This is a genomic window from Serratia sp. PGPR-27, assembly GCF_022678525.1.
Classification (GTDB): Bacteria; Pseudomonadota; Gammaproteobacteria; order Enterobacterales; family Enterobacteriaceae; genus Serratia; species Serratia nematodiphila.
Map to the genome: position 1 here is coordinate 1 of NZ_JALBYS010000001.1, position 20,865 is coordinate 20,865.

The following is a 20,865-nucleotide window of genomic DNA, read 5'->3' on the forward strand; positions in this document are numbered from 1 at the left end:
TATTCGTTTCCTGAAACACCTGGAGCGTTGCCGCGTGCTGCTGCACCTGGTGGACATCGCGCCGATCGACGAATCCGATCCGGTGGAAAACGCCAAAGTCATCATCAACGAGTTGAACCAATACAGCGAAAATCTGGCGCAGAAGCCGCGCTGGCTGGTGTTCAACAAAATTGATGTGATTGGTGAGGAAGAAGCCGCCGAACGCGCCAAGGCGATTGTGGAAGGCATGGGCTGGGAAGGGAAGTACTACATGATCTCCGCCGCCAACCGCGAAGGCGTCAACGCGCTGTGCTGGGACGTGATGAACTTCATCAACACCCAGCCGAAAGCGATGGCGATCGAAGAAAGCGCACCGGAAAAAGTCGAATTCATGTGGGATGACTACCACCGCGAGCAAATCGCGGAAGTGGAAGCCGAAGCGGAAGATGACTGGGATGACGACTGGGACGAAGACGACGACGAAGGCGTCGAAATCATTTACCAGAAGTAATTCGGTGATAAAGGGCTCAGCAACGCTGGGCCCTTATTATTTGAGCGCCTTTTCCGGCAGCCAGCACTGGGCATTCAGGCCGCGCGCATCGCGGCGGTTTTCCAGCGTCAAACGCCCCTGGTGCAGTTGCGCGATGCGGATCACGATATTCAGGCCCAGTCCGCTGCCGCCGTAGCGTTGATCCATGCGGCGAAACGCCTGCGTCAGCTCCCCGACCATCTCTTCCTTGATCCCCGGGCCATCGTCGATGACCTGCAGCAGATAGCCGTTGTCTTGCGGCGTTAACCGCACCTGTATCGAGCTGCCTTCCGGGCTGTAACGGTGGGCGTTTTCGACCAGGTTGCGCAGCAGCAGCCGCAGCAGCACCGGATCGCCGTTCACTGTGGCAGCAGCCGGCAATTGCCAGCCCAGCGTTTGCCCGCGTTGGGCGGCCATTTCGTCGAGCTCTTCGCGCAGCGGCTGGATCACATCGGCCACCCAATCGAAATGCTGATAATGGCCGCTGGCGAAGTCTTGCCCGGCGCGCGACAGCATCAGCAACTGCTCGACGGTATGCATCAGCTGATCGATGCGGGCGATCAGCGCCTGGCTGCCCTTGACGCCCTGTTTTTCCATCAATTCCAGATGCAGGCGGATGCCGGCCAGTGGCGTGCGCAGTTCGTGGGCGGCGTCGGCGGTGAACAGGCGTTCCTGTTGAATGGTGTTGTCCAACCGTGAGAACAGCTGATTGAGCGCATTGGTGACGGCCACCATTTCCTGGCTATCGCTGGTGATCGGCAGCGGCGTCAGGTTATCGGCAGAGCGCTTTTCCAGCCGCTGCTGCAGTTGGTTGAGTGGGCGGATGATCCAGCTGATAGCCCAGAATGACGCCAACAGGGTGACGATCATCATGATCAGCGAAGGCGCCAACAGCGATGCGATGGCCTCGGCGATCTCGGTATCGACGCGTTCGGTACGCACTTTGGCGGACAGGGTTTCGTCCACCAGGAAGCTGATCTGCTCCTGGCTTTCGTGCCACAGCCAGAAGGCGCTGATGAGTTGCGTGACCAGCAGGATCAGCGCCAGCATCAGCAGCAGGCGGCGGCGCATGCTGATCATGACGAGGGTTCCAGGCGGTAGCCGATGCCGCGCACGGTGCGAATGCGATCCTTGCCCAGTTTGCGGCGCAGGTTGTGGATATGCACTTCCAGGGTGTTGGAACCTAAATCATCTTGCCAGGTGTAGAGATCCTGCTGCAGGAGTTCGCGGTTGACCGTCTGCCCGGCACGCATGATCAGGCGCGCCAGAATGGCGAACTCTTTCGGCGTGACCTCCACCGGCTGCTGTTGCAGATAGACCTGCTGGCTGGAGAGATTCAACTGCAGGTCATCCACCTGCATCAGATTGTCGCTGTGGCCCTGGTAGCGCCGCAGGAGAGCGCGCACGCGCGCCTGCAGCTCAACCAGCGCGAAGGGTTTGACCAGGTAGTCGTCGGCGCCGGCGTCCAGCCCATCGACGCGGTCTTCCAGGGCGTCGCGGGCGGTCAGGATCAGCACCGGCAGATCGATCTGCTGGCGGCGCCACTGCCGCAGCAGCGCTGCGCCGTCCATGTCCGGCAGGCCGAGATCCAGGATCACCATGCTGTATTGGCTGGTGATGAGCAGGCTGCCGGCCTCCGCCGCCGTGGCGGCGCAGTCGCACACGTAACCCTCGCCGGTCAGCGCCAACGCCAGCCCTTGTTGCAGCAGTTCATCATCTTCAACGACCAGCAGCTTCATGGCGATCCTCAGTTGTTTTGGTAAATATCCCGATACAGGCGGCTTTCGAAACGCACCAGCGGCGCGCGGCGCTGTTTCTGATCTTCCGGCGGCACGGCGTAGCCGGAGAGATACTGCACGAAGGCCATGCGCTGGCCGCTGGCGGTAGTGATGAAGCCCGCCAGGTTATAGACGCCCTGCAGCGCGCCGGTCTTGGCCGACACCTTGCCGTCTACGCCGGCCTCGTGCAGGCCGCCGCGGTAGCGCAGGGTGCCGTCATAGCCGGACAGCGGCAGCATCGAGATAAAGTTCAGCTCGTTGTCGTGCTGCGCGATGTACTGCAGCGCCTGCATCATGGTCGCCGGGGCCAGCAGGTTGTGGCGCGACAGGCCGGAACCGTCGGCGATGATGGTGTTGCCCAGATCGATGCCGGCCTTCTGGCGCAGCACCTGCCGTACCGCATCGGAACCGGCTCGCCAGGTGCCCGGCACGCCGAAGCGTTCGTGGCCGATGGTGCGGAAGACGGTATCGGCGATCATGTTGTCCGATTTCTTCAGCATGATTTTCAACAGATCGTGCAGCGGCGCCGACTGGGTTTGCGCGATCACCGTGCCGGTGATGCCGGGGCGCGTCTGGCGTTTCAAATGCCCGTCGATCTGGATGTCGGCCTGCTTCAGCTCGTCTTTCAGGATGGCGCCCGCATAGCTGGCACCGTCCTGGATGGCGAAGGCCAGCGGCAGCGGTTCGCTGCGCTGCGTCAGACAGCCGGTCAGGGTAAAGCGGTTCAGCTCGCCCGGCACCACGTCCAGCTCGCAGTACTGCGCGTCTGCCGAGCCGCGCGCCAGGGTGCGCACCTGGCTAAACATATTAACCGGATAATAGGAGGCGACGCGGATAAACGCCATGTCGCCCGGATTCGGCGCGCTGTACAGCGAGACCGAGAAACAGTTGCGATCGACAATGGCGGCGGCCGGCGGCGCGCTGAAGCACTGCGTCAGATCGTTCCACGGCCAGCCGGGCGCCTTGTCATGGCTGGCGAAGACCGAGGTATCGACCAGCACGTCGCCGCTGATTTGGCGCACGCCCTGCTTTTTCAGGACGGCCACCATATTGCGCAGGCTCTGGCGTTTGAAGGTCGGATCGCCGCTGAAGCGGGCGATCAGGTTGCCGCGCAGCACGCCGTCGCGGATATCACCCTGGCTCTCCAGCGTGGTGGTGAAACGGTAATCGGGCCCGAGTTGCAGCAATGCCGCCAGCGCCGTCAGCACTTTTTGGGTACTGGCCGGCAGCGCCATTTGCTGAGAGTGGTAATCGATCGTCGGCGCACCGGCGCCGATCTTCTGAACGACCAGGGCAAGGTTGGCCCCATCAGGCAGATATTGTGTGTACTCTTCAACCGGGGCCGCATTCGCATTCAGAACAAATGCGCAAGCCAATGCACTGACAATTCGTGAAAAACGCATAATCTCGGGATAACAGCTGGATAACGTGCCGTCATACTACGGTGCAATCAGGGAAAAAGTAAACGATGACCCTCAAGGAACTCTAGGCTAAAATGCGTATCAAAATGCAAAACCGATCTTGGCTTGGGCTCCGTTCCGAGTCAGGTTTCTTTTGTTTGTCGCCTGGAGGCGGGTGGCGCTATGCCAACCGTGTTTTCATACGAATACGTCAGGATGACGGTTATTTGAACAGGAAAGATTTAGAGGTATTTATACGATGAACCAAATTCCGATGACCTTGTTTGGCGCTGAAAAACTGCGCGAAGAGCTCGAATATCTGAAAAGCGTGCGCCGCCCGAAAATCATTGCGGATATCGCTGAAGCGCGTGAACACGGCGACTTGAAAGAAAATGCCGAGTACCATGCCGCCCGCGAGCAGCAGGGTTTCTGCGAAGGCCGCATTCAGGAAATCGAAGCCAAACTGTCCAATGCGCAGGTGATCGATATCACCAAGATGCCGAACACCGGCCGGGTGATCTTCGGCGCCACCGTATCGGTGATGAATCTGGACAGTGAAGAAGAAGTGACTTACCGCATCGTTGGCGACGATGAGGCCGATTTCAAGAAAAATCTGATTTCGGTAAACTCGCCGATGGCGCGCGGCCTTATCGGCAAAGAGCAAGACGATGTGGTGGTGATCAAAACCCCAGGCGGCGACGTGGAATACGAGATCCTGAAGGTCGAGTATCTCTGATCGGGACCGTTGGTCATTAATGCGCCAACGTTTTGTAAAGATAGGAAAAAGGCCGCAAGCGGCCTTTTATCTTGGTCAGGCGCATGGCACCTTTTCGTTAACCTGATGGTTATTAACGCGGTAGACTGATCTTGCGCTCTTTCGACGGGCGGTAAAGAATAAGCGTACTGCCGATAACTTGCACATTGCAGGCGCCCGTTTCACGCACGATAGCGTCGGCGATCAGGGTTTTGGTTTCGCGATCTTCAGCGGCGATTTTTACCTTGATCAGCTCATGATGCTCCAGAGCCTGTTCAATTTCAGCCAGCACCCCTTCGGTAAGACCGTTATTGCCCAGCATCACCACCGGTTTTAACGGATGCGCCAGGCCTTTCAGGTGCTGTTTTTGTTTATTATTCAGATTCATTGTCTTTTTTGCTTAAGTTGGGATTGAAAACGGTACATTCTACCGCCATCTCATGTATATCACCAAATCGGTCTTCACCGGTGTGAGTCTACGTGAGCAGCGACCCTGACATAAGACTCTTTTTATGATAGTTGGAAAACGAGATGGCTAATAAAAAGCGTTCGGCTAGCTCCAGTCGCTGGTTACAAGAACACTTTAGCGATAAATATGTACAGCAGGCGCAGAAAAAGGGACTGCGTTCCCGTGCCTGGTTTAAACTTGATGAAATACAGCAGAGCGACAAACTGTTCAAACCGGGCATGACCGTGGTTGACCTGGGCGCCGCACCGGGCGGCTGGTCGCAGTATGTGGTCACCCAAATCGGCGGTACCGGGCGCATCATCGCCTGTGATATTTTGCCAATGGATCCTATCGTTGGCGTCGATTTCCTTCAGGGCGATTTTCGTGATGAACTGGTGCTGAAGGCACTGTTGGAACGAGTAGGCGAGAGTAAGGTTCAGGTGGTCATGTCCGATATGGCCCCGAATATGAGTGGCACCCCGGCGGTCGATATTCCAAGGTCGATGTATCTGGTGGAGTTGGCGCTGGATATGTGTCGTGATGTCCTCGCACCAGGCGGAAGTTTCCTGGTGAAGGTGTTCCAGGGAGATGGCTTTGACGAGTACCTACGGGAAATTCGCTCCCTGTTTACGAAGGTTAAGATTCGTAAGCCAGACGCTTCCCGCGCCCGTTCGCGCGAAGTGTACATTGTAGCGACAGGGCGCAAACTGTAGTACCCTAACGCTGTTTGTTAACACAGTTGTAAGATGAGGTTAATCCCTTGAGTGACATGGCGAAAAACCTAATTCTCTGGTTAGTCATCGCGGTAGTGTTGATGTCTGTATTCCAGAGCTTTGGGCCCAGCGAGTCGAATGGCCGTAGGGTGGATTACTCTACCTTCATGTCCGAACTGACCCAGGACCAGGTTCGCGAAGCGCGAATCAACGGACGTGAAATTAACGTTACCAAGAAAGACAGTAACAAATACACGACCTACATCCCTGTCAACGATCCTAAGTTGCTGGATACGTTGTTAACGAAGAATGTGAAAGTTGTCGGCGAGCCGCCTGAAGAGCCGAGCCTGCTGGCTTCTATCTTTATCTCCTGGTTCCCGATGCTGTTGCTGATCGGGGTCTGGATCTTCTTTATGCGGCAAATGCAGGGCGGCGGCGGCAAGGGCGCGATGTCCTTTGGCAAGAGCAAGGCCCGCATGCTGACGGAAGACCAGATCAAGACCACTTTCGCCGATGTCGCCGGGTGTGACGAAGCGAAAGAAGAGGTGAGCGAACTGGTGGAATACCTGCGCGAACCGAGCCGTTTCCAGAAGCTGGGCGGCAAGATCCCGAAAGGCGTGCTGATGGTTGGCCCGCCGGGGACCGGTAAAACGCTGTTGGCGAAAGCGATCGCCGGCGAAGCGAAGGTGCCGTTCTTCACCATTTCCGGTTCCGACTTCGTCGAAATGTTCGTCGGCGTGGGCGCATCCCGCGTGCGTGACATGTTCGAACAAGCGAAGAAAGCCGCGCCGTGCATCATCTTCATCGATGAAATCGACGCCGTCGGCCGCCAGCGTGGTGCCGGCCTGGGTGGCGGTCACGATGAGCGCGAGCAGACCCTGAACCAGATGCTGGTTGAGATGGACGGTTTCGAAGGCAACGAGGGCATCATCGTCATCGCGGCCACCAACCGTCCGGACGTGCTTGACCCCGCGCTGCTGCGCCCGGGCCGTTTCGACCGTCAGGTCGTGGTCGGGCTGCCGGATGTGCGTGGCCGTGAGCAGATCCTGAAGGTGCACATGCGCCGCGTGCCGTTGGCTGCCGACATCGACGCCTCCGTCATTGCGCGCGGTACGCCGGGCTTCTCCGGTGCCGATCTGGCCAACCTGGTCAACGAAGCGGCGCTGTTCGCCGCCCGCGGCAACAAGCGCGTGGTGTCGATGGTGGAGTTCGAGAAAGCCAAAGACAAGATCATGATGGGTGCGGAACGCCGCTCCATGGTAATGACCGAAGCGCAGAAAGAGTCGACCGCGTATCACGAAGCGGGCCACGCCATCATTGGCCGCCTGGTTCCTGAACATGATCCGGTACATAAAGTGACGATCATTCCTCGTGGCCGTGCGCTCGGCGTGACCTTCTTCCTGCCGGAAGGGGATGCGATCAGCGCCAGCCGTCAGAAGCTGGAGAGCCAAATCTCCACCCTGTACGGCGGCCGTCTGGCGGAAGAGATCATCTACGGGCCGGAAAAAGTCTCTACCGGTGCGTCGAACGACATCAAAGTGGCGACCTCCATCGCCCGCAACATGGTGACCCAATGGGGCTTCTCCGAGAAGCTGGGGCCGCTGCTGTATGCGGAAGAAGAGGGTGAAGTGTTCCTGGGCCGCTCCGTGGCCAAGGCGAAGCACATGTCGGATGAAACCGCGCGTATCATCGACCAGGAAGTGAAGTCGCTGATCGAACGTAACTACACGCGTGCTCGCTCGCTGCTGATGGAAAACATGGACATCCTGCACTCGATGAAGGATGCGCTGATGAAGTATGAAACCATCGATGCGCCGCAGATCGACGATCTGATGAACCGCAAAGACGTGCGTCCGCCGGCGGGCTGGGACGATGCGAACAAAGGCAACAGCTCCGACAACGGCGGCACCCCGAAAGCCCCGACGCCGGTAGATGAGCCGCGCACCCCAACGCCGGGCAACACCATGTCCGAACAGCTCGACAAGTAACAACGGCTGTGTAATAACATCAAACCCCGGTACGCCGGGGTTTTTTTTTGCCCGGCGGGCAGTGAACCAGGCAACAGTAAGGTGGACCAACCATGCAGTTAACCGTGCGCGACATGACGCTCAATCTCTCCCATCCACAGGTGATGGGCATCCTCAACGTGACGCCGGATTCGTTTTCCGACGGCGGCCGCCACAACACCCTGAACCAGGCGCTGGTGCATGCGCATGCGCTGATTTCGGCCGGCGCCACGATGATCGACGTCGGCGGCGAATCGACAAGGCCGGGGGCGGCGGAGGTGAGTGAAGAGGAAGAATTGGAACGGGTCGTGCCGGTGGTGGAAGCGCTGGCGCAGCGCTTCGAGGTCTTTATCTCGGTCGATACCTCGAAGGCGGGCGTGATCCGCGAATCGGCGCAGGCCGGCGCCCATCTGATCAACGACATTCGTTCGCTGCAGGAGCCGGGCGCCCTGGCGGCGGCGGCGGAAAGCGGCCTGCCGGTCTGTCTGATGCACATGCAGGGGCAGCCGCGCACCATGCAGCAGGCGCCGCACTACGACGATCTGATCGCCGACGTTCAGGCGTTTTTCGAACACCATATCCGGCGCTGTAACGAGGCGGGGATAACAAATCAGAAATTGCTGCTCGACCCCGGCTTCGGTTTCGGTAAAAATTTGTCGCACAACTATCAGCTTCTGGCTCGGTTGTCGGAGTTTCATCGTTTTGGTTTGCCGCTGTTGGTCGGCATGTCGCGCAAATCGATGATTGGACAACTGCTGAACGTGCCGCCGGATCAACGGGTTATCGGCAGCGTGGCCTGCGCGGTGATCGCGGCGATGCAGGGTGCGCAGATTGTCAGAGTGCATGACGTTAAAGAAACCGTCGAGGCGATGCGTGTCGTCGAGGCAACACTTTCAGCTAAGGGACAGTAGAGACATGAGCGAGCGCAAATATTTTGGCACCGACGGCATCCGTGGCAAGGTCGGGGACAGCCCCATCACGCCGGACTTCGTGCTGAAGCTGGGCTGGGCGGCCGGTAAAGTGCTGGCGCGTCACGGTTCCCGCAAGATCATCATCGGTAAGGATACGCGCATCTCCGGTTATATGCTGGAGTCCGCTCTGGAAGCCGGTCTGGCGGCCGCCGGATTGTCCGCCTCCTTCACCGGGCCGATGCCTACGCCGGCGGTGGCTTATTTGACGCGTACCTTCCGCGCCGAAGCGGGCATCGTCATCTCCGCCTCGCATAACCCGTTCTATGACAACGGCATCAAGTTTTTCTCGATCGACGGCGCCAAGCTGCCGGACAACGTCGAAGAGGCAATTGAAGCCGAGATGGAAAAACCGCTGACTTGCGTGGAGTCCTCGGAGCTGGGTAAAGCCAGCCGCATCATCGACGCCGCCGGCCGCTATATCGAATTCTGCAAAGGCACCTTCCCGAGCGAGTTGAGCCTGAAAGGGCTGAAAATCGTGGTCGACTGCGCCAACGGCGCGACTTACCACATCGCGCCGAGCGTGCTGCGCGAGCTGGGCGCTACGGTGATCGCCATCGGCGTTGAGCCGGACGGCATGAACATCAACGAGAAATGCGGCGCTACCGATGTGCGTCAGTTGCAGGAGCGCGTGCTGCAGGAAAAAGCGCACGTTGGCCTGGCGTTCGACGGCGACGGCGACCGCGTGATGATGGTGGATCACCTGGGCAATAAGGTGGACGGCGATCAGATCCTGTACATCATCGCCCGCGAAGGCCTGCGCCAGGGTCAGCTGCGCGGCGGCGCGGTCGGCACCCTGATGAGCAATATGGGGCTGGAGCTGGCGCTGAAACAGCTGGGCATTCCGTTCGCTCGCGCCAAAGTGGGCGACCGTTACGTGCTGGAGAAGCTGCAGGAGTTAGGCTGGCGCATCGGTGCGGAAAACTCCGGCCATGTGATCTTGCTGGACAAAACCACCACCGGCGACGGCATCGTGGCCGGGTTGCAGGTGCTGACCGCCATGGTGCGCAACCACATGAGCCTGCATGACCTGTGCAGCGGCATGAAGCTGTTGCCGCAGATCCTGGTCAACGTGCGTTTCGCCGGCGATCACAATCCGCTGGAGTCCGAAGCGGTGCGCAAGGTCACCGAGCAGGTGGAAGCCGAGCTGGCCGGCCGCGGCCGGGTGCTGCTGCGCAAATCGGGCACCGAACCGCTGATCCGCGTGATGGTGGAAGGCGAGGACGAGCAGCAGGTGACCGCGCTGGCGCATCGCATCGCCGATGCGGTGAAATCCGCAGGTTAAAACAGACAGTTAGCCGCCGGGCTTGGCATCGTTGAGCCCGAACAGGCGATTGTTGGCGTTTTTTTCCGCAAACGCGCCGGCGGCTGCAAATTGCCCTTGCGCGGGTTGGCGGCTTTGGTTAGTATTCACACCCGCTTCAGTAGGCAGTTTATAAACACGCCTGCTTGATGAGTGTGAAGCATTTGGCATGCGGTGAGGCCGCAAGGATACGGGTACTACTATGTACGAAGCTCTTCTGGTAATTTTCCTGCTGATTTCAATCGGGCTGGTTGCTCTGATTATGTTGCAGCAAGGTAAAGGCGCTGATATGGGAGCCTCTTTCGGAGCAGGTGCATCAGGCACGTTGTTCGGTTCGAGTGGTTCCGGTAACTTTATGACCCGCATGACTGCTGTATTGGCGACGCTGTTCTTCGTCATCAGCCTGATTCTGGGCAACCTCAGCAGCAACCAAAGCAAGAAAGGCAGCGAGTGGGAAAACCTCGGTCAGCCGGTGAAAACTGAGCAGACAACCGCGCCGGCAGTACCTGCCAAGCCGAGCAGCGACATCCCGCAGTAAGCCGCAAAAAGTTTGTAAACGGTGGTTGTGAACTCGAAAGAACAACGGCCGTTAGCAGTAAGAATCAGTACCGAGGTGGTGGAATTGGTAGACACGCTACCTTGAGGTGGTAGTGCCCTAACGGGCTTGTGGGTTCGAGTCCCATCCTCGGTACCAAATCCCAGAGATAACTTGCAATTTTGCGATTATCGGCGTAGTATTTGCCACGTTTTCGGACGCGGGGTGGAGCAGCCTGGTAGCTCGTCGGGCTCATAACCCGAAGGTCGTCGGTTCAAATCCGGCCCCCGCAACCACTTTCCTTTAAGTGTTTATTTTCAAATACACTTTTCGATTGAAATCCGCTTTTCTCGATCAACATTTGAAAATGACACTTGCTCGAAAGTTGTACCGAGGCCGCCTAGCGGCAAACAGGGTCCAGTTGCATAAAGCCCCGATTTTTCGGGGTTTTTTGTTATTTGGCAACAGAATCACTGGGCTATTTAGCCCTTTTTTTATGTCTTGGGGGTGGGCTTGTCCACATTAGAGCAACAGTTAACAGAGATGCTTTCGGCACCCGTAGAAGCGTTGGGCTTTGAGCTTGTAGGCATCGAATTCATTCGTGCGCGCCAATCGACGCTCCGCATCTATATTGATAGTGACAACGGCATCAATGTTGATGATTGCGCTGATGTCAGCCACCAGGTCAGCGCTGTATTGGACGTCGAAGATCCAATCACGGTCGCTTACAACTTGGAAGTCTCCTCTCCTGGCCTTGATCGCCCGATGTTCACCGCAGAACACTATACGCGTTTCCTCGGTGAAGAAGTCAGCCTGGTCCTGCGCATGGCGGTACAGAACCGTCGCAAGTGGCAGGGTATTATCAAGTCTGTCGAAGGCGAGATGATCACGGTTACTGTGGAAGGGAAAGATGAAGTGTTCGCGCTGAGCAACATCCAGAAAGCGAACCTGGTACCCCACTTTTAAAGTTTGGAAGAGGCAACTAGGATGAACAAAGAGATTCTGGCTGTTGTTGAAGCAGTTTCCAATGAAAAATCCCTTCCGCGCGAGAAGATTTTCGAAGCGCTGGAAACTGCATTAGCCACCGCAACCAAGAAAAAATACGAGCAGGAAATCGACGTGCGCGTCAGCATTGACCGCAGAACCGGCGATTTCGATACCTTCCGCCGTTGGGTCGCCGTAGACGAAGTGACGCAGCCGACGCGTGAAATCACGCTGGAAGCCGCTCAGTTTGAAGATCCGAGCATCGAGCTCGGCGGCTACGTCGAAGATCAGATCGAATCCGTGACCTTCGACCGCATCACCACCCAAACCGCCAAGCAGGTTATCGTGCAGAAAGTGCGCGAGGCCGAGCGCGCGATGGTGGTTGACGCTTTCCGTGAACATGAAGGCGAGATCGTCACCGGCGTGGTGAAGAAAGTGAACCGTGACAGCATCGCGCTGGATCTGGGCAACAACGCCGAAGCGGTGATTGGCCGTGAAGACATGTTGCCGCGCGAAAACTTCCGTCCGGGCGACCGCATTCGCGGCGTACTGTACGCCGTGCGTCCTGAAGCCCGCGGCGCGCAGTTGTTCGTCAGCCGTTCCAGCCCGGAAATGCTGAAAGAACTGTTCCGCATCGAAGTGCCGGAAATCGGCGAAGAAGTGATTGAAATTAAAGCGGCAGCCCGCGATCCTGGCTCCCGTGCGAAAATTGCAGTGAAAACCAACGACAAGCGCATCGACCCGGTCGGCGCCTGCGTAGGTATGCGCGGTGCGCGCGTTCAGGCCGTGTCGAGCGAGCTCGGCGGCGAACGCATCGACATCATCCTGTGGGATGATAATCCAGCGCAATTCGTCATCAACGCCATGGCGCCGGCCGACGTCGCGTCGATCGTGGTAGATGAAGATAACTGCACCATGGATATCGCCGTTGAAGCCAGCAACCTGGCACAGGCGATCGGCCGTAACGGCCAAAACGTGCGTTTGGCTTCCCAACTGCTGAAACAACACCGCGGCGACGATCGTTGGGAACTGAACGTGATGACGGCGGACGACCTGCAGGCCAAGCACCAGGCCGAGGCTCATGCCGCTATTGATACCTTCACCAAGTATCTTGATATCGACGAAGATTTCGCCACCGTACTGGTTGAAGAAGGCTTCTCCACGCTGGAAGAGCTGGCCTACGTGCCGATCAAAGAGCTGTTGGAAATCGACGGTCTGGATGAAGATACGGTTGAAGCATTGCGCGAACGCGCCAAAGCTGCATTGACCACGCTGGCCCTGGCACAAGAAGAAAGCCTGGGCGACAACAAACCGGCCGACGATTTGCTCAACCTGCCGGGTCTTGAGCGCAGCATGGCCTTTAAACTGGCCGCGCGTGGGGTTTGTACGCTGGAAGATCTTGCCGAGCAGGGTGTTGACGATCTGGCTGATATTGAAGGGCTTAGCGACGAGCAAGCCGGCGAGCTGATCATGGCTGCGCGCAATATCTGTTGGTTTGGCGACAACGCGTAATAACTGTAGCAGGAAGGAACAGCATGACGACAGATGTAACCGTAAAATCGCTGGCAGCAGAGATTCAGACTCCGGTTGATCGCCTGGTACAGCAGTTTGCTGATGCAGGGATCAACAAGTCCGAGTCGGACTCTGTTACCCAGCAAGAAAAAGAAACATTGCTGGCGCACCTGAACCGTGAACACGGCAGCGCGCCGGGTAAACTCACTTTGCAGCGCAAAACGCGCAGCACCTTGAATATCCCGAGCACCGGCGGTAAAAGTAAATCGGTGCAAATTGAGGTCCGCAAGAAACGCACTTATGTAAATCGCGATACGCAGGAAGCCCAGTTGGCTGAAGCGGCAGAGCAGGCACAGCGTGAAGCGGAAGAGCAGGCACGGCGCGAAGCGGAAGAGCTCGCAAAACGCGAAGCGGAAGCGAAGCGCGCAGCCGAAGAGCAAGCCAAACGTGAGGCCGCGGAGATTGCTAAGCGTAATTCAGCGGAAAAAGAAAAAGTGACCAATCAACATACCGACGAAATGACCAAGCCAGCTCAGGCGGAAAAAGCACGCCGTGAAGCCGAAGCCGCTGAACTGAAACGTAAAGCGGAAGAGGAAGTGCGCCGCAAGGTTGAAGAGGAAGCCAAGCGCGTGGCGGAAGAAGCCCGTCGCATGGCCGAAGAGAACGGCGAGAAGTGGGCCCAGGCAGACGCGGCAAGCGCCGCGGTTGAAAGCGCCGACTATCACGTGACCACCTCTCAGCACGCCCGTGCCGCTGAAGATGAAAACGATGCCAAAGTTGAAGGCGATCGTCGCAGCCGCACCCGCGGCGGCAAAGCCACCAAGCAGAAGAAAGGCAACAAGCTGTCCGAATCCAAAGCGGATCGCGAAGAAGCGCGCGCCGTTACCCGTGGTGGTAAAGGCAAACGCAAGCCTAGCGCTCTGCAGCAGGGCTTCAACAAGCCGGCGCAGGTGGTTAACCGCGACGTGGTGATCGGTGAAACCATCACCGTGGCCGAGCTGGCCAACAAGATGGCGGTAAAAGGTTCTCAGGTCATCAAAGTGATGATGAAGCTGGGCGCCATGGCCACCATCAACCAGGTTATCGACCAGGAAACCGCGCAGCTGGTTGCCGAAGAGATGGGCCACAAAGTTATCCTGCGTCGTGAAAACGAGCTGGAAGAAGCGCTGATGAGCGACCGTGATACGGGCGCTGCGGCCGAGCCGCGCGCGCCGGTCGTGACCATCATGGGCCACGTTGACCACGGTAAAACCTCTCTGCTGGACTACATCCGCTCCACCAAAGTGGCGGCGGGCGAAGCCGGCGGCATTACCCAGCACATCGGTGCCTACCACGTAGAAACCGAGAACGGCATGATCACCTTCCTGGACACCCCGGGCCACGCCGCGTTTACCTCGATGCGTGCTCGCGGTGCTCAGGCGACTGACATCGTGGTTCTGGTGGTGGCGGCCGACGACGGCGTGATGCCACAAACCATCGAAGCTATCCAGCACGCGAAAGCGGCGCAGGTGCCGTTGGTGGTTGCGGTGAACAAAATCGACAAACCGGAAGCCGATCCGGACCGCGTTAAGCAGGAACTGTCCCAGTACGGCGTGATGCCGGAAGAGTGGGGCGGCGAAGCGCAGTTCGTCCACGTGTCCGCGAAAGCCGGTACCGGTATCGACGAGCTGCTGCAGGCTATCCTGCTGCAGGCCGAAGTTCTGGAGCTGAAAGCGGTTCGCAGTGGCATGGCGAGCGGCGTAGTGATCGAGTCCTTCCTGGATAAAGGCCGTGGCCCGGTGGCTACCGTGCTGGTTCAGGAAGGTACGCTGAACAAGGGCGACATCGTCCTGTGTGGCTTCGAATACGGCCGTGTGCGTGCGATGCGCGACGAATTGGGCCGTGAAGTGACCTCCGCCGGTCCGTCCATCCCTGTGGAAATCCTGGGTCTGTCCAGCGTGCCTGCAGCGGGTGACGAAGCGACCGTGGTGCGTGACGAGAAGAAAGCGCGTGAAGTGGCGCTGTATCGTCAGGGCAAGTTCCGCGAAGTCAAACTGGCGCGTCAGCAGAAGTCCAAGCTGGAAAACATGTTCGCCAACATGACCGACGGCGAAGTGTCCGAGCTGAACATCGTACTGAAATCCGACGTACAGGGTTCTTGCGAAGCGATCAGCGACTCGCTGCTGAAACTCTCCACCGACGAAGTGAAGGTGAAGATTGTCGGCTCCGGCGTAGGTGGTATCACCGAAACCGACGCGACGCTGGCGGCGGCTTCCAACGCCATCATCCTGGGCTTCAACGTGCGTGCCGACGCTTCTGCGCGCCGCGTGATCGAAGCGGAAAGCCTGGATCTGCGTTACTACTCCGTGATCTATAACCTGATCGACGAAGTGAAGCAGGCGATGAGCGGCATGCTGGCGCCGGAATACAAGCAGCAGATCATCGGCCTGGCCGAAGTGCGCGACGTGTTCAAATCGCCTAAGTTCGGCGCTATCGCCGGCTGTATGGTGACCGAAGGGACCATCAAGCGTCACAACCCAATCCGCGTACTGCGCGACAACGTGGTTATCTATGAAGGCGAGCTGGAATCCCTGCGTCGCTTCAAAGATGACGTTAACGAAGTCCGTAACGGCATGGAATGTGGTATCGGCGTTAAGAACTATAACGACGTGCGCGTCGGCGACATGATCGAAGTGTTCGAAATCATTGAGATCCAACGCACCATCGCTTAACGATTGCACATCTGCTTATATCTGTTTACGGGGGGCCTTTGTGCCCCCCGATTTGTCTGGAGAATCCAAAATGGCAAAAGAATTCAGCCGCGGTCAACGCGTGGCGCAAGAGATGCAGAAAGAGATTGCGATCATTCTGCAGCGTGAAGTGAAAGATCCGCGCGTCGGCATGGCGACCGTTTCCGGCGTGGAAGTGTCCCGCGACCTGGCGTACGCCAAGGTTTACGTCACCTTCCTGAACGTGCTGACCGAGAACCACGATCCGGATCTGGTCACCAACGGCATCAAAGCGTTGCAGGACGCTTCCGGTTACATCCGCACTCTGCTGGGCAAAGCGATGCGCCTGCGCGTGGTGCCGGAGCTGACCTTCGCCTACGACAACTCCCTGGTGGAAGGCATGCGCATGTCCAACCTGGTGACCAACGTGGTGAAGAACGACGCCGAGCGCCGTTCCGCCTCAGGCGATGACAAGGAGGACTGATGAGTCGCCCTCGTCGCCGCGGCCGTGATATCCACGGCGTGCTGTTGCTGGACAAGCCGCAGGGTTTGTCGTCCAACGATGCGCTGCAAAAAGTAAAGCGCCTGTACAACGCCAACCGAGCGGGTCACACCGGCGCGCTCGATCCGTTGGCGACCGGCATGCTGCCTATCTGCCTGGGTGAAGCGACCAAGTTTTCGCAATATCTGCTCGATTCCGACAAGCGTTATCGGGTGATCGCCAAGCTGGGGCAGCGTACCGATACCTCGGACGCCGACGGTCAGATCGTGCAGGAGCGCCCGGTGAACTTTACCCAGGCGCAGCTCGACGCGGCGCTGGACACCTTCCGCGGTGACATCCAGCAGGTGCCGTCGATGTATTCGGCGCTGAAATACCAGGGCAAGAAACTCTACGAGTATGCGCGCCAGGGGATTGAAGTGCCGCGCGAAGCGCGCAGCATCACGGTGTACGAGCTGCAGTTTATCCGCTGGGAAGGGGATGAGCTGGAGCTGGAGATCCACTGCTCGAAAGGCACCTATATCCGCACCATCACCGACGATCTCGGCGAGCTGCTGGGCTGCGGCGCGCACGTGATCTATCTGCGCCGCCTGCAGGTGGCGACTTACCCGATCGCGCGCATGGTGACGCTGGAACAGCTGAACGCCTTGCTGGCGCAGGCGCAGGAACAGGCGATCGCCCCCGGCGAGCTGCTCGATCCGCTGCTGATGCCGATGGACAGCCCGGTTGAGAACTATCCGGAAGTGAATTTGTTGCCGGTGGTGGCGGGCTACGTCAAGCAGGGGCAGCCGGTGCAGGTGGCCGGCGCGCCGGCCTCCGGCATGGTGCGTATCACCGAGGGTGAAGAGCGGAAATTCATCGGCGTTGGCGACATCGCCGAGGATGGTCGCGTGGCGCCGCGCCGCCTGGTGGTCGAACATTTCGACTGACGGCGGGGCACTGCGTCGCCTTGCGATCGCACTGCGCTAAGAGTAGAATGGCGCAGCTTATGCATTGGGTTGCTGAATTAGAGATCGGCGCCTGTTTTTATTATCTATAATCTGGAGTATTACAATGTCTCTAAGTGTTGAAGCTAAAGCTCAAATCGTAGCTGATTTCGGTCGTGGTACTAACGACAGCGGTTCTACCGAAGTTCAGGTTGCCCTGCTGACTGCGCAGATCAACCATCTGCAAGGCCACTTCTCCGAGCACAAAAAAGATCACCACAGCCGTCGTGGTCTGCTGCGTATGGTTTCTCAGCGTCGTAAGCTGCTGGACTACCTGAAGCGTAAAGATGTAGCACGTTACACCAGCCTGATCGAGCGTCTGGGTCTGCGTCGCTAATCTAGCAAGTTTCAGTGGAAAGGGGCCTATTTTGGCCCCTTTCTTCTAGGAAGCATAAGCAAATCAGGTTAATGTATTACTGATGTTTCCAAACAGGTTCTTCCGTTACAGAGGTTCGCGCGGCTAATGAGAGGCTTTATCTCCCGCCTGAGATAAGGATTGTCATTAGTCGCGAGGATGTAGTGAGAAGGCAAATCGAGTCACAGGCGTGTCGAGTCGTCAATGCGATTGCGCGCCGCTAATCAAGGATATAATTTTGCTGACACCGATCATTCGCAAATTCCAGTATGGCCAGCATACCGTCACCATCGAAACCGGTATGATGGCTCGTCAGGCCACCGCCGCCGTTATGGTGAGCATGGATGACACCGCCGTCTTCGTTACCGTCGTTGGCCAGAAAAAAGCCAAGCCGGGCCAGAGCTTCTTCCCGCTGACCGTTAACTACCAAGAGCGTACCTACGCCGCCGGCCGTATCCCGGGCAGCTTCTTCCGTCGCGAAGGCCGTCCAAGCGAAGGCGAGACCCTGACTTCCCGTCTGATCGACCGTCCGATCCGTCCACTGTTCCCGGACAGTTTCCTGAACGAAGTTCAGGTGATCGCGACCGTGGTTTCCGTTAACCCGCAGGTGAACCCGGACATCGTTGCGATGATCGGTGCTTCCGCGGCCCTGAGCCTGTCCGGTATTCCGTTCAACGGCCCAATCGGCGCCGCGCGCGTGGGTTACATCAACGACCAGTACGTGCTGAACCCGACGACCGACGAGCTGAAAGAAAGCCGTCTGGATTTGGTGGTTGCCGGTACTGCCGGTGCGGTGCTGATGGTTGAATCCGAAGCGGACGTGCTGAGCGAAGATCAGATGCTGGGCGCCGTGGTGTTCGGCCACGACCAGCAGCAAGTGGTTATCGAAAATATCAACGCGCTGGTTGCCGAAGCCGGCAAACCGAAGTGGGATTGGCAGGCGCCTGCGGTCAACGAAGCGCTGCACGCGCGCGTGGCTGAACTGGCCGAAGCTCGCCTGGGCGACGCTTACCACATCACCGAAAAACAAGAGCGTTACGCTCAGGTTGACGCGATCAAAGACAGCGTGGTTGAAACCCTGCTGGCGCAGGACGAAACGCTGGACGCCGGTGAGATCCAGGACATCCTGGGCAACCTGGAGAAAAACGTGGTGCGCAGCCGCGTACTGCGTGGCGAGCCGCGTATCGACGGCCGTGAAAAAGACATGATCCGTGGCCTGGACGTGCGCACCGGCGTACTGCCGCGCACCCACGGTTCCGCGCTGTTCACCCGTGGCGAAACTCAGGCGCTGGTTACCGCGACCCTGGGCACCGCGCGCGACGCACAGAACCTGGACGAGCTGATGGGCGAGAAGACCGACAGCTTCCTGTTCCACTACAACTTCCCTCCGTACTCCGTAGGCGAAACCGGCATGGTCGGTTCTCCTAAGCGTCGTGAAATCGGTCACGGTCGCCTGGCGAAACGCGGCGTATTGGCTATGATGCCTAAACCGGAAGATTTCCCGTACACGGTTCGCGTGGTGTCTGAAATCACCGAATCCAACGGTTCTTCTTCCATGGCTTCCGTGTGCGGCGCGTCTCTGGCGCTGATGGACGCCGGTGTGCCAATCAAGGCTGCCGTTGCGGGTATCGCGATGGGCCTGGTGAAAGAAGCCGACAACTACGTGGTTCTGTCCGACATTCTGGGTGACGAAGATCACCTGGGCGACATGGACTTCAAAGTGGCCGGTAGCCGCGACGGTATCACCGCGCTGCAGATGGACATCAAAATCGAAGGCATCACCCGCGAAATCATGCAGGTGGCTCTGAACCAGGCCAAGGGCGCGCGTCTGCACATCCTGGGCGTAATGGAACAGGCTATCAGCACTCCGCGCGGCGATATCTCCGAATTCGCACCACGCATTCATACTATCCGCATCAACCCGGATAAAATCAAAGACGTGATCGGTAAGGGCGGTTCCGTTATCCGTGCACTGACCGAAGAGACTGGCACTACCATCGAAATCGAAGATGATGGTACAGTTAAAATCGCTGCGACCGACGGTGAGAAAGCGAAATTCGCTATCCGTCGCATCGAAGAGATCACGGCAGAGATCGAAGTGGGCCGTATCTACCAGGGTAAAGTGACCCGTATCGTTGATTTCGGCGCATTCGTCGCTATCGGCGGTGGTAAAGAAGGTCTGGTGCACATTTCTCAGATCGCCGACAAGCGCGTTGAGAAAGTGACCGACTATCTGCAGATGGGTCAGGAAGTGCCGGTTAAGGTACTGGAAGTTGACCGTCAGGGCCGCGTGCGTCTGAGCATCAAAGAAGCGATGGCGCCGGAAGCGGGTTCACCTGCGCCTGAAGCAGAATAACTGTATAGATAGTTTTACAGCTCCCCGCCACGGGGTTGGGGGCTGTTCGTATCGCGCGGGTAGGATGCCCGCGTTTTAGCAAACGGAGGACAGGACGTTCATCCAATGTTTGTCTTCGGGAGTGGGAAATGAAGCCTTTCTTGCGCTGGTGTTACGTTGCGACAGCACTCATGCTGGCAGGATGCAGCAACCATGATTGGCGTAAAGACGAAGTTTTGGCAATCCCGTTGCAGCCAACGTTGCAGCAGGAAGTGATCCTGGCGCGCATGGAACAAATTCTTGCCAGCCGGGCACTGACGGATGACGAACGCGCACAGCTTTTATATGAGCGCGGTGTGCTGTATGATAGCCTCGGGTTACGTGCATTAGCGCGCAATGATTTCTCGCAGGCGCTGGCGATACGTCCCGACATGCCGGAAGTTTTCAACTACCTGGGCATTTACTTAACGCAGGCAGGCAATTTTGATGCTGCCTATGAAGCGTTTGATTCTGTACTAGAGCTTGATCCAACTTACAATTACGCGCGTTTAAACCGGGGCATCGCACTGTATTATGGCGGCCGCTTCCCGTTGGCGCAGGATGATCTGCAGGCGTTTTATCAAGACGACCCAAACGATCCCTTCCGTTCGTTATGGCTGTATCTGGTGGAGAGAGAAATCGATCCCAAGAAGGCCGAGGTAGCGCTTCAGCAGCGCTATGACAAAGCGGACAGAGGGCAATGGGGATGGAATATTGTCGAATTCTACCTGGGCAAGATCAGCGAAAAAACGCTGATGGAACGCCTCAAGGCAGATGCAACGGATAACACTTCGCTCGCTGAGCATCTCAGTGAAACTGACTTCTATTTGGGTAAACACTACCTGAGTCTGGGGGACAAGGACACCGCTTCGGCGCTGTTCAAACTGACGGTGTCTAACAACGTTCACAACTTCGTTGAGCACCGCTATGCATTGTTGGAATTGGCGCTTTTGGGCCAAGAGCAAGACGACCTATCGGAATCGGACCAGCAATAGCTGACGAACACCTATCAGCCTGATGGACATTGGTTTTTA

The 20,865-nt window shown here is 57.9% G+C and carries 18 protein-coding genes, 2 tRNA genes and 1 pseudogene; 17 read left to right on the plus strand and 4 right to left on the minus strand.

The genetic code is table 11. The features are described 5' to 3' along the window. Window positions 1–490, plus strand: a pseudogene (obgE, locus tag MMS95_RS00005) (GTPase ObgE); the annotation flags it as partial. A 36-nt stretch (window positions 491–526) separates the two neighbouring features. On the opposite strand, the gene pmrB reads toward obgE, so the two are convergent. From pmrB to dacB, 3 genes are read right to left on the minus strand one after another with little or no spacing between them, the layout of a single operon-like run. Next, the gene (gene pmrB / locus MMS95_RS00010) at window positions 527–1,588 is read right to left on the minus strand and encodes a two-component system sensor histidine kinase PmrB (RefSeq protein ID WP_082997129.1); all 1,062 of its coding nucleotides are present in this window, start codon (window positions 1,586–1,588) and stop codon (window positions 527–529) included. Further along, the gene (pmrA, locus tag MMS95_RS00015; RefSeq protein WP_033631626.1) at window positions 1,585–2,247 is read right to left on the minus strand and encodes a two-component system response regulator PmrA; all 663 of its coding nucleotides are present in this window, start codon (window positions 2,245–2,247) and stop codon (window positions 1,585–1,587) included. The genes pmrB and pmrA overlap by 4 nt, the downstream gene beginning before the upstream one ends. An 8-nt stretch (window positions 2,248–2,255) precedes the next feature. Then, entirely contained in the window at window positions 2,256–3,689 is a 1,434-nt protein-coding gene (gene dacB / locus MMS95_RS00020) for a serine-type D-Ala-D-Ala carboxypeptidase (protein ID WP_015376410.1), read from the minus strand. 256 nt (window positions 3,690–3,945) lie between these two features. Between dacB and greA the strand changes: the two genes are divergently transcribed. Further along, on the plus strand, window positions 3,946–4,422 hold the full coding sequence (gene greA / locus MMS95_RS00025) for a transcription elongation factor GreA (RefSeq protein WP_004933539.1): 477 nt from the start codon (window positions 3,946–3,948) through the stop codon (window positions 4,420–4,422). 112 nt (window positions 4,423–4,534) lie between these two features. Here the strand turns inward: greA and yhbY are convergent, their stop codons facing one another. Further along, the gene (gene yhbY, locus MMS95_RS00030) at window positions 4,535–4,828 is read right to left on the minus strand and encodes a ribosome assembly RNA-binding protein YhbY (RefSeq protein ID WP_004933536.1); all 294 of its coding nucleotides are present in this window, start codon (window positions 4,826–4,828) and stop codon (window positions 4,535–4,537) included. Window positions 4,829–4,971: 143 nt separating this feature from the next. On the opposite strand from yhbY, the gene rlmE reads away from it, so the two are divergent. The 15 genes from rlmE (at window position 4,972) to nlpI (ending at window position 20,826) form a co-directional block, all read left to right on the plus strand. Continuing rightward, complete coding sequence (rlmE, locus tag MMS95_RS00035) at window positions 4,972–5,601, plus strand: 23S rRNA (uridine(2552)-2'-O)-methyltransferase RlmE (RefSeq protein ID WP_004933533.1); 630 nt, start codon at window positions 4,972–4,974, stop codon at window positions 5,599–5,601. Between the two features lie 56 nt (window positions 5,602–5,657). Beyond that, on the plus strand, window positions 5,658–7,589 hold the full coding sequence (ftsH, locus tag MMS95_RS00040) for an ATP-dependent zinc metalloprotease FtsH (protein WP_004933529.1): 1,932 nt from the start codon (window positions 5,658–5,660) through the stop codon (window positions 7,587–7,589). A gap of 92 nt (window positions 7,590–7,681) precedes the next feature. Next, window positions 7,682–8,518 (plus strand): dihydropteroate synthase, encoded by an 837-nt coding sequence (gene folP / locus MMS95_RS00045; RefSeq protein WP_074055406.1) that lies wholly within the window; start codon window positions 7,682–7,684, stop codon window positions 8,516–8,518. A gap of 4 nt (window positions 8,519–8,522) precedes the next feature. Beyond that, window positions 8,523–9,860, plus strand: a complete 1,338-nt coding sequence (gene glmM, locus MMS95_RS00050; protein WP_004933522.1) for a phosphoglucosamine mutase — start codon at window positions 8,523–8,525, stop codon at window positions 9,858–9,860. A 220-nt stretch (window positions 9,861–10,080) separates the two neighbouring features. Then, window positions 10,081–10,416, plus strand: a complete 336-nt coding sequence (secG, locus tag MMS95_RS00055; RefSeq protein ID WP_075684698.1) for a preprotein translocase subunit SecG — start codon at window positions 10,081–10,083, stop codon at window positions 10,414–10,416. A 69-nt stretch (window positions 10,417–10,485) separates the two neighbouring features. Next, window positions 10,486–10,572, plus strand: a tRNA-Leu gene (locus MMS95_RS00060). A gap of 60 nt (window positions 10,573–10,632) precedes the next feature. Then, a tRNA-Met gene (locus MMS95_RS00065) sits at window positions 10,633–10,709 on the plus strand. Window positions 10,710–10,926: 217 nt separating this feature from the next. Further along, entirely contained in the window at window positions 10,927–11,379 is a 453-nt protein-coding gene (gene rimP / locus MMS95_RS00070) for a ribosome maturation factor RimP (RefSeq protein ID WP_028127574.1), read from the plus strand. 21 nt (window positions 11,380–11,400) lie between these two features. After that, complete coding sequence (gene nusA / locus MMS95_RS00075) at window positions 11,401–12,909, plus strand: transcription termination factor NusA (RefSeq protein WP_004933514.1); 1,509 nt, start codon at window positions 11,401–11,403, stop codon at window positions 12,907–12,909. Window positions 12,910–12,932: 23 nt separating this feature from the next. After that, window positions 12,933–15,620 (plus strand): translation initiation factor IF-2, encoded by a 2,688-nt coding sequence (infB, locus tag MMS95_RS00080; protein WP_004933511.1) that lies wholly within the window; start codon window positions 12,933–12,935, stop codon window positions 15,618–15,620. Between the two features lie 70 nt (window positions 15,621–15,690). Then, a complete protein-coding gene (gene rbfA, locus MMS95_RS00085; protein ID WP_004933508.1) occupies window positions 15,691–16,101 on the plus strand; it encodes a 30S ribosome-binding factor RbfA in 411 nt (136 codons plus the stop codon). After that, the gene (truB, locus tag MMS95_RS00090; RefSeq protein ID WP_004933505.1) at window positions 16,101–17,045 is read left to right on the plus strand and encodes a tRNA pseudouridine(55) synthase TruB; all 945 of its coding nucleotides are present in this window, start codon (window positions 16,101–16,103) and stop codon (window positions 17,043–17,045) included. Before rbfA ends, truB begins: the two co-directional genes overlap by 1 nt. 124 nt (window positions 17,046–17,169) lie before the next feature. Continuing rightward, on the plus strand, window positions 17,170–17,439 hold the full coding sequence (gene rpsO / locus MMS95_RS00095; RefSeq protein WP_004933502.1) for a 30S ribosomal protein S15: 270 nt from the start codon (window positions 17,170–17,172) through the stop codon (window positions 17,437–17,439). Between the two features lie 256 nt (window positions 17,440–17,695). After that, window positions 17,696–19,813: a polyribonucleotide nucleotidyltransferase gene (pnp, locus tag MMS95_RS00100; protein ID WP_004933498.1), complete on the plus strand. Its 2,118-nt coding sequence runs from the start codon at window positions 17,696–17,698 to the stop codon at window positions 19,811–19,813. A gap of 128 nt (window positions 19,814–19,941) precedes the next feature. Then, on the plus strand, window positions 19,942–20,826 hold the full coding sequence (nlpI, locus tag MMS95_RS00105) for a lipoprotein NlpI (RefSeq protein ID WP_004933495.1): 885 nt from the start codon (window positions 19,942–19,944) through the stop codon (window positions 20,824–20,826). Window positions 20,827–20,865: the final 39 nt, after the last annotated feature.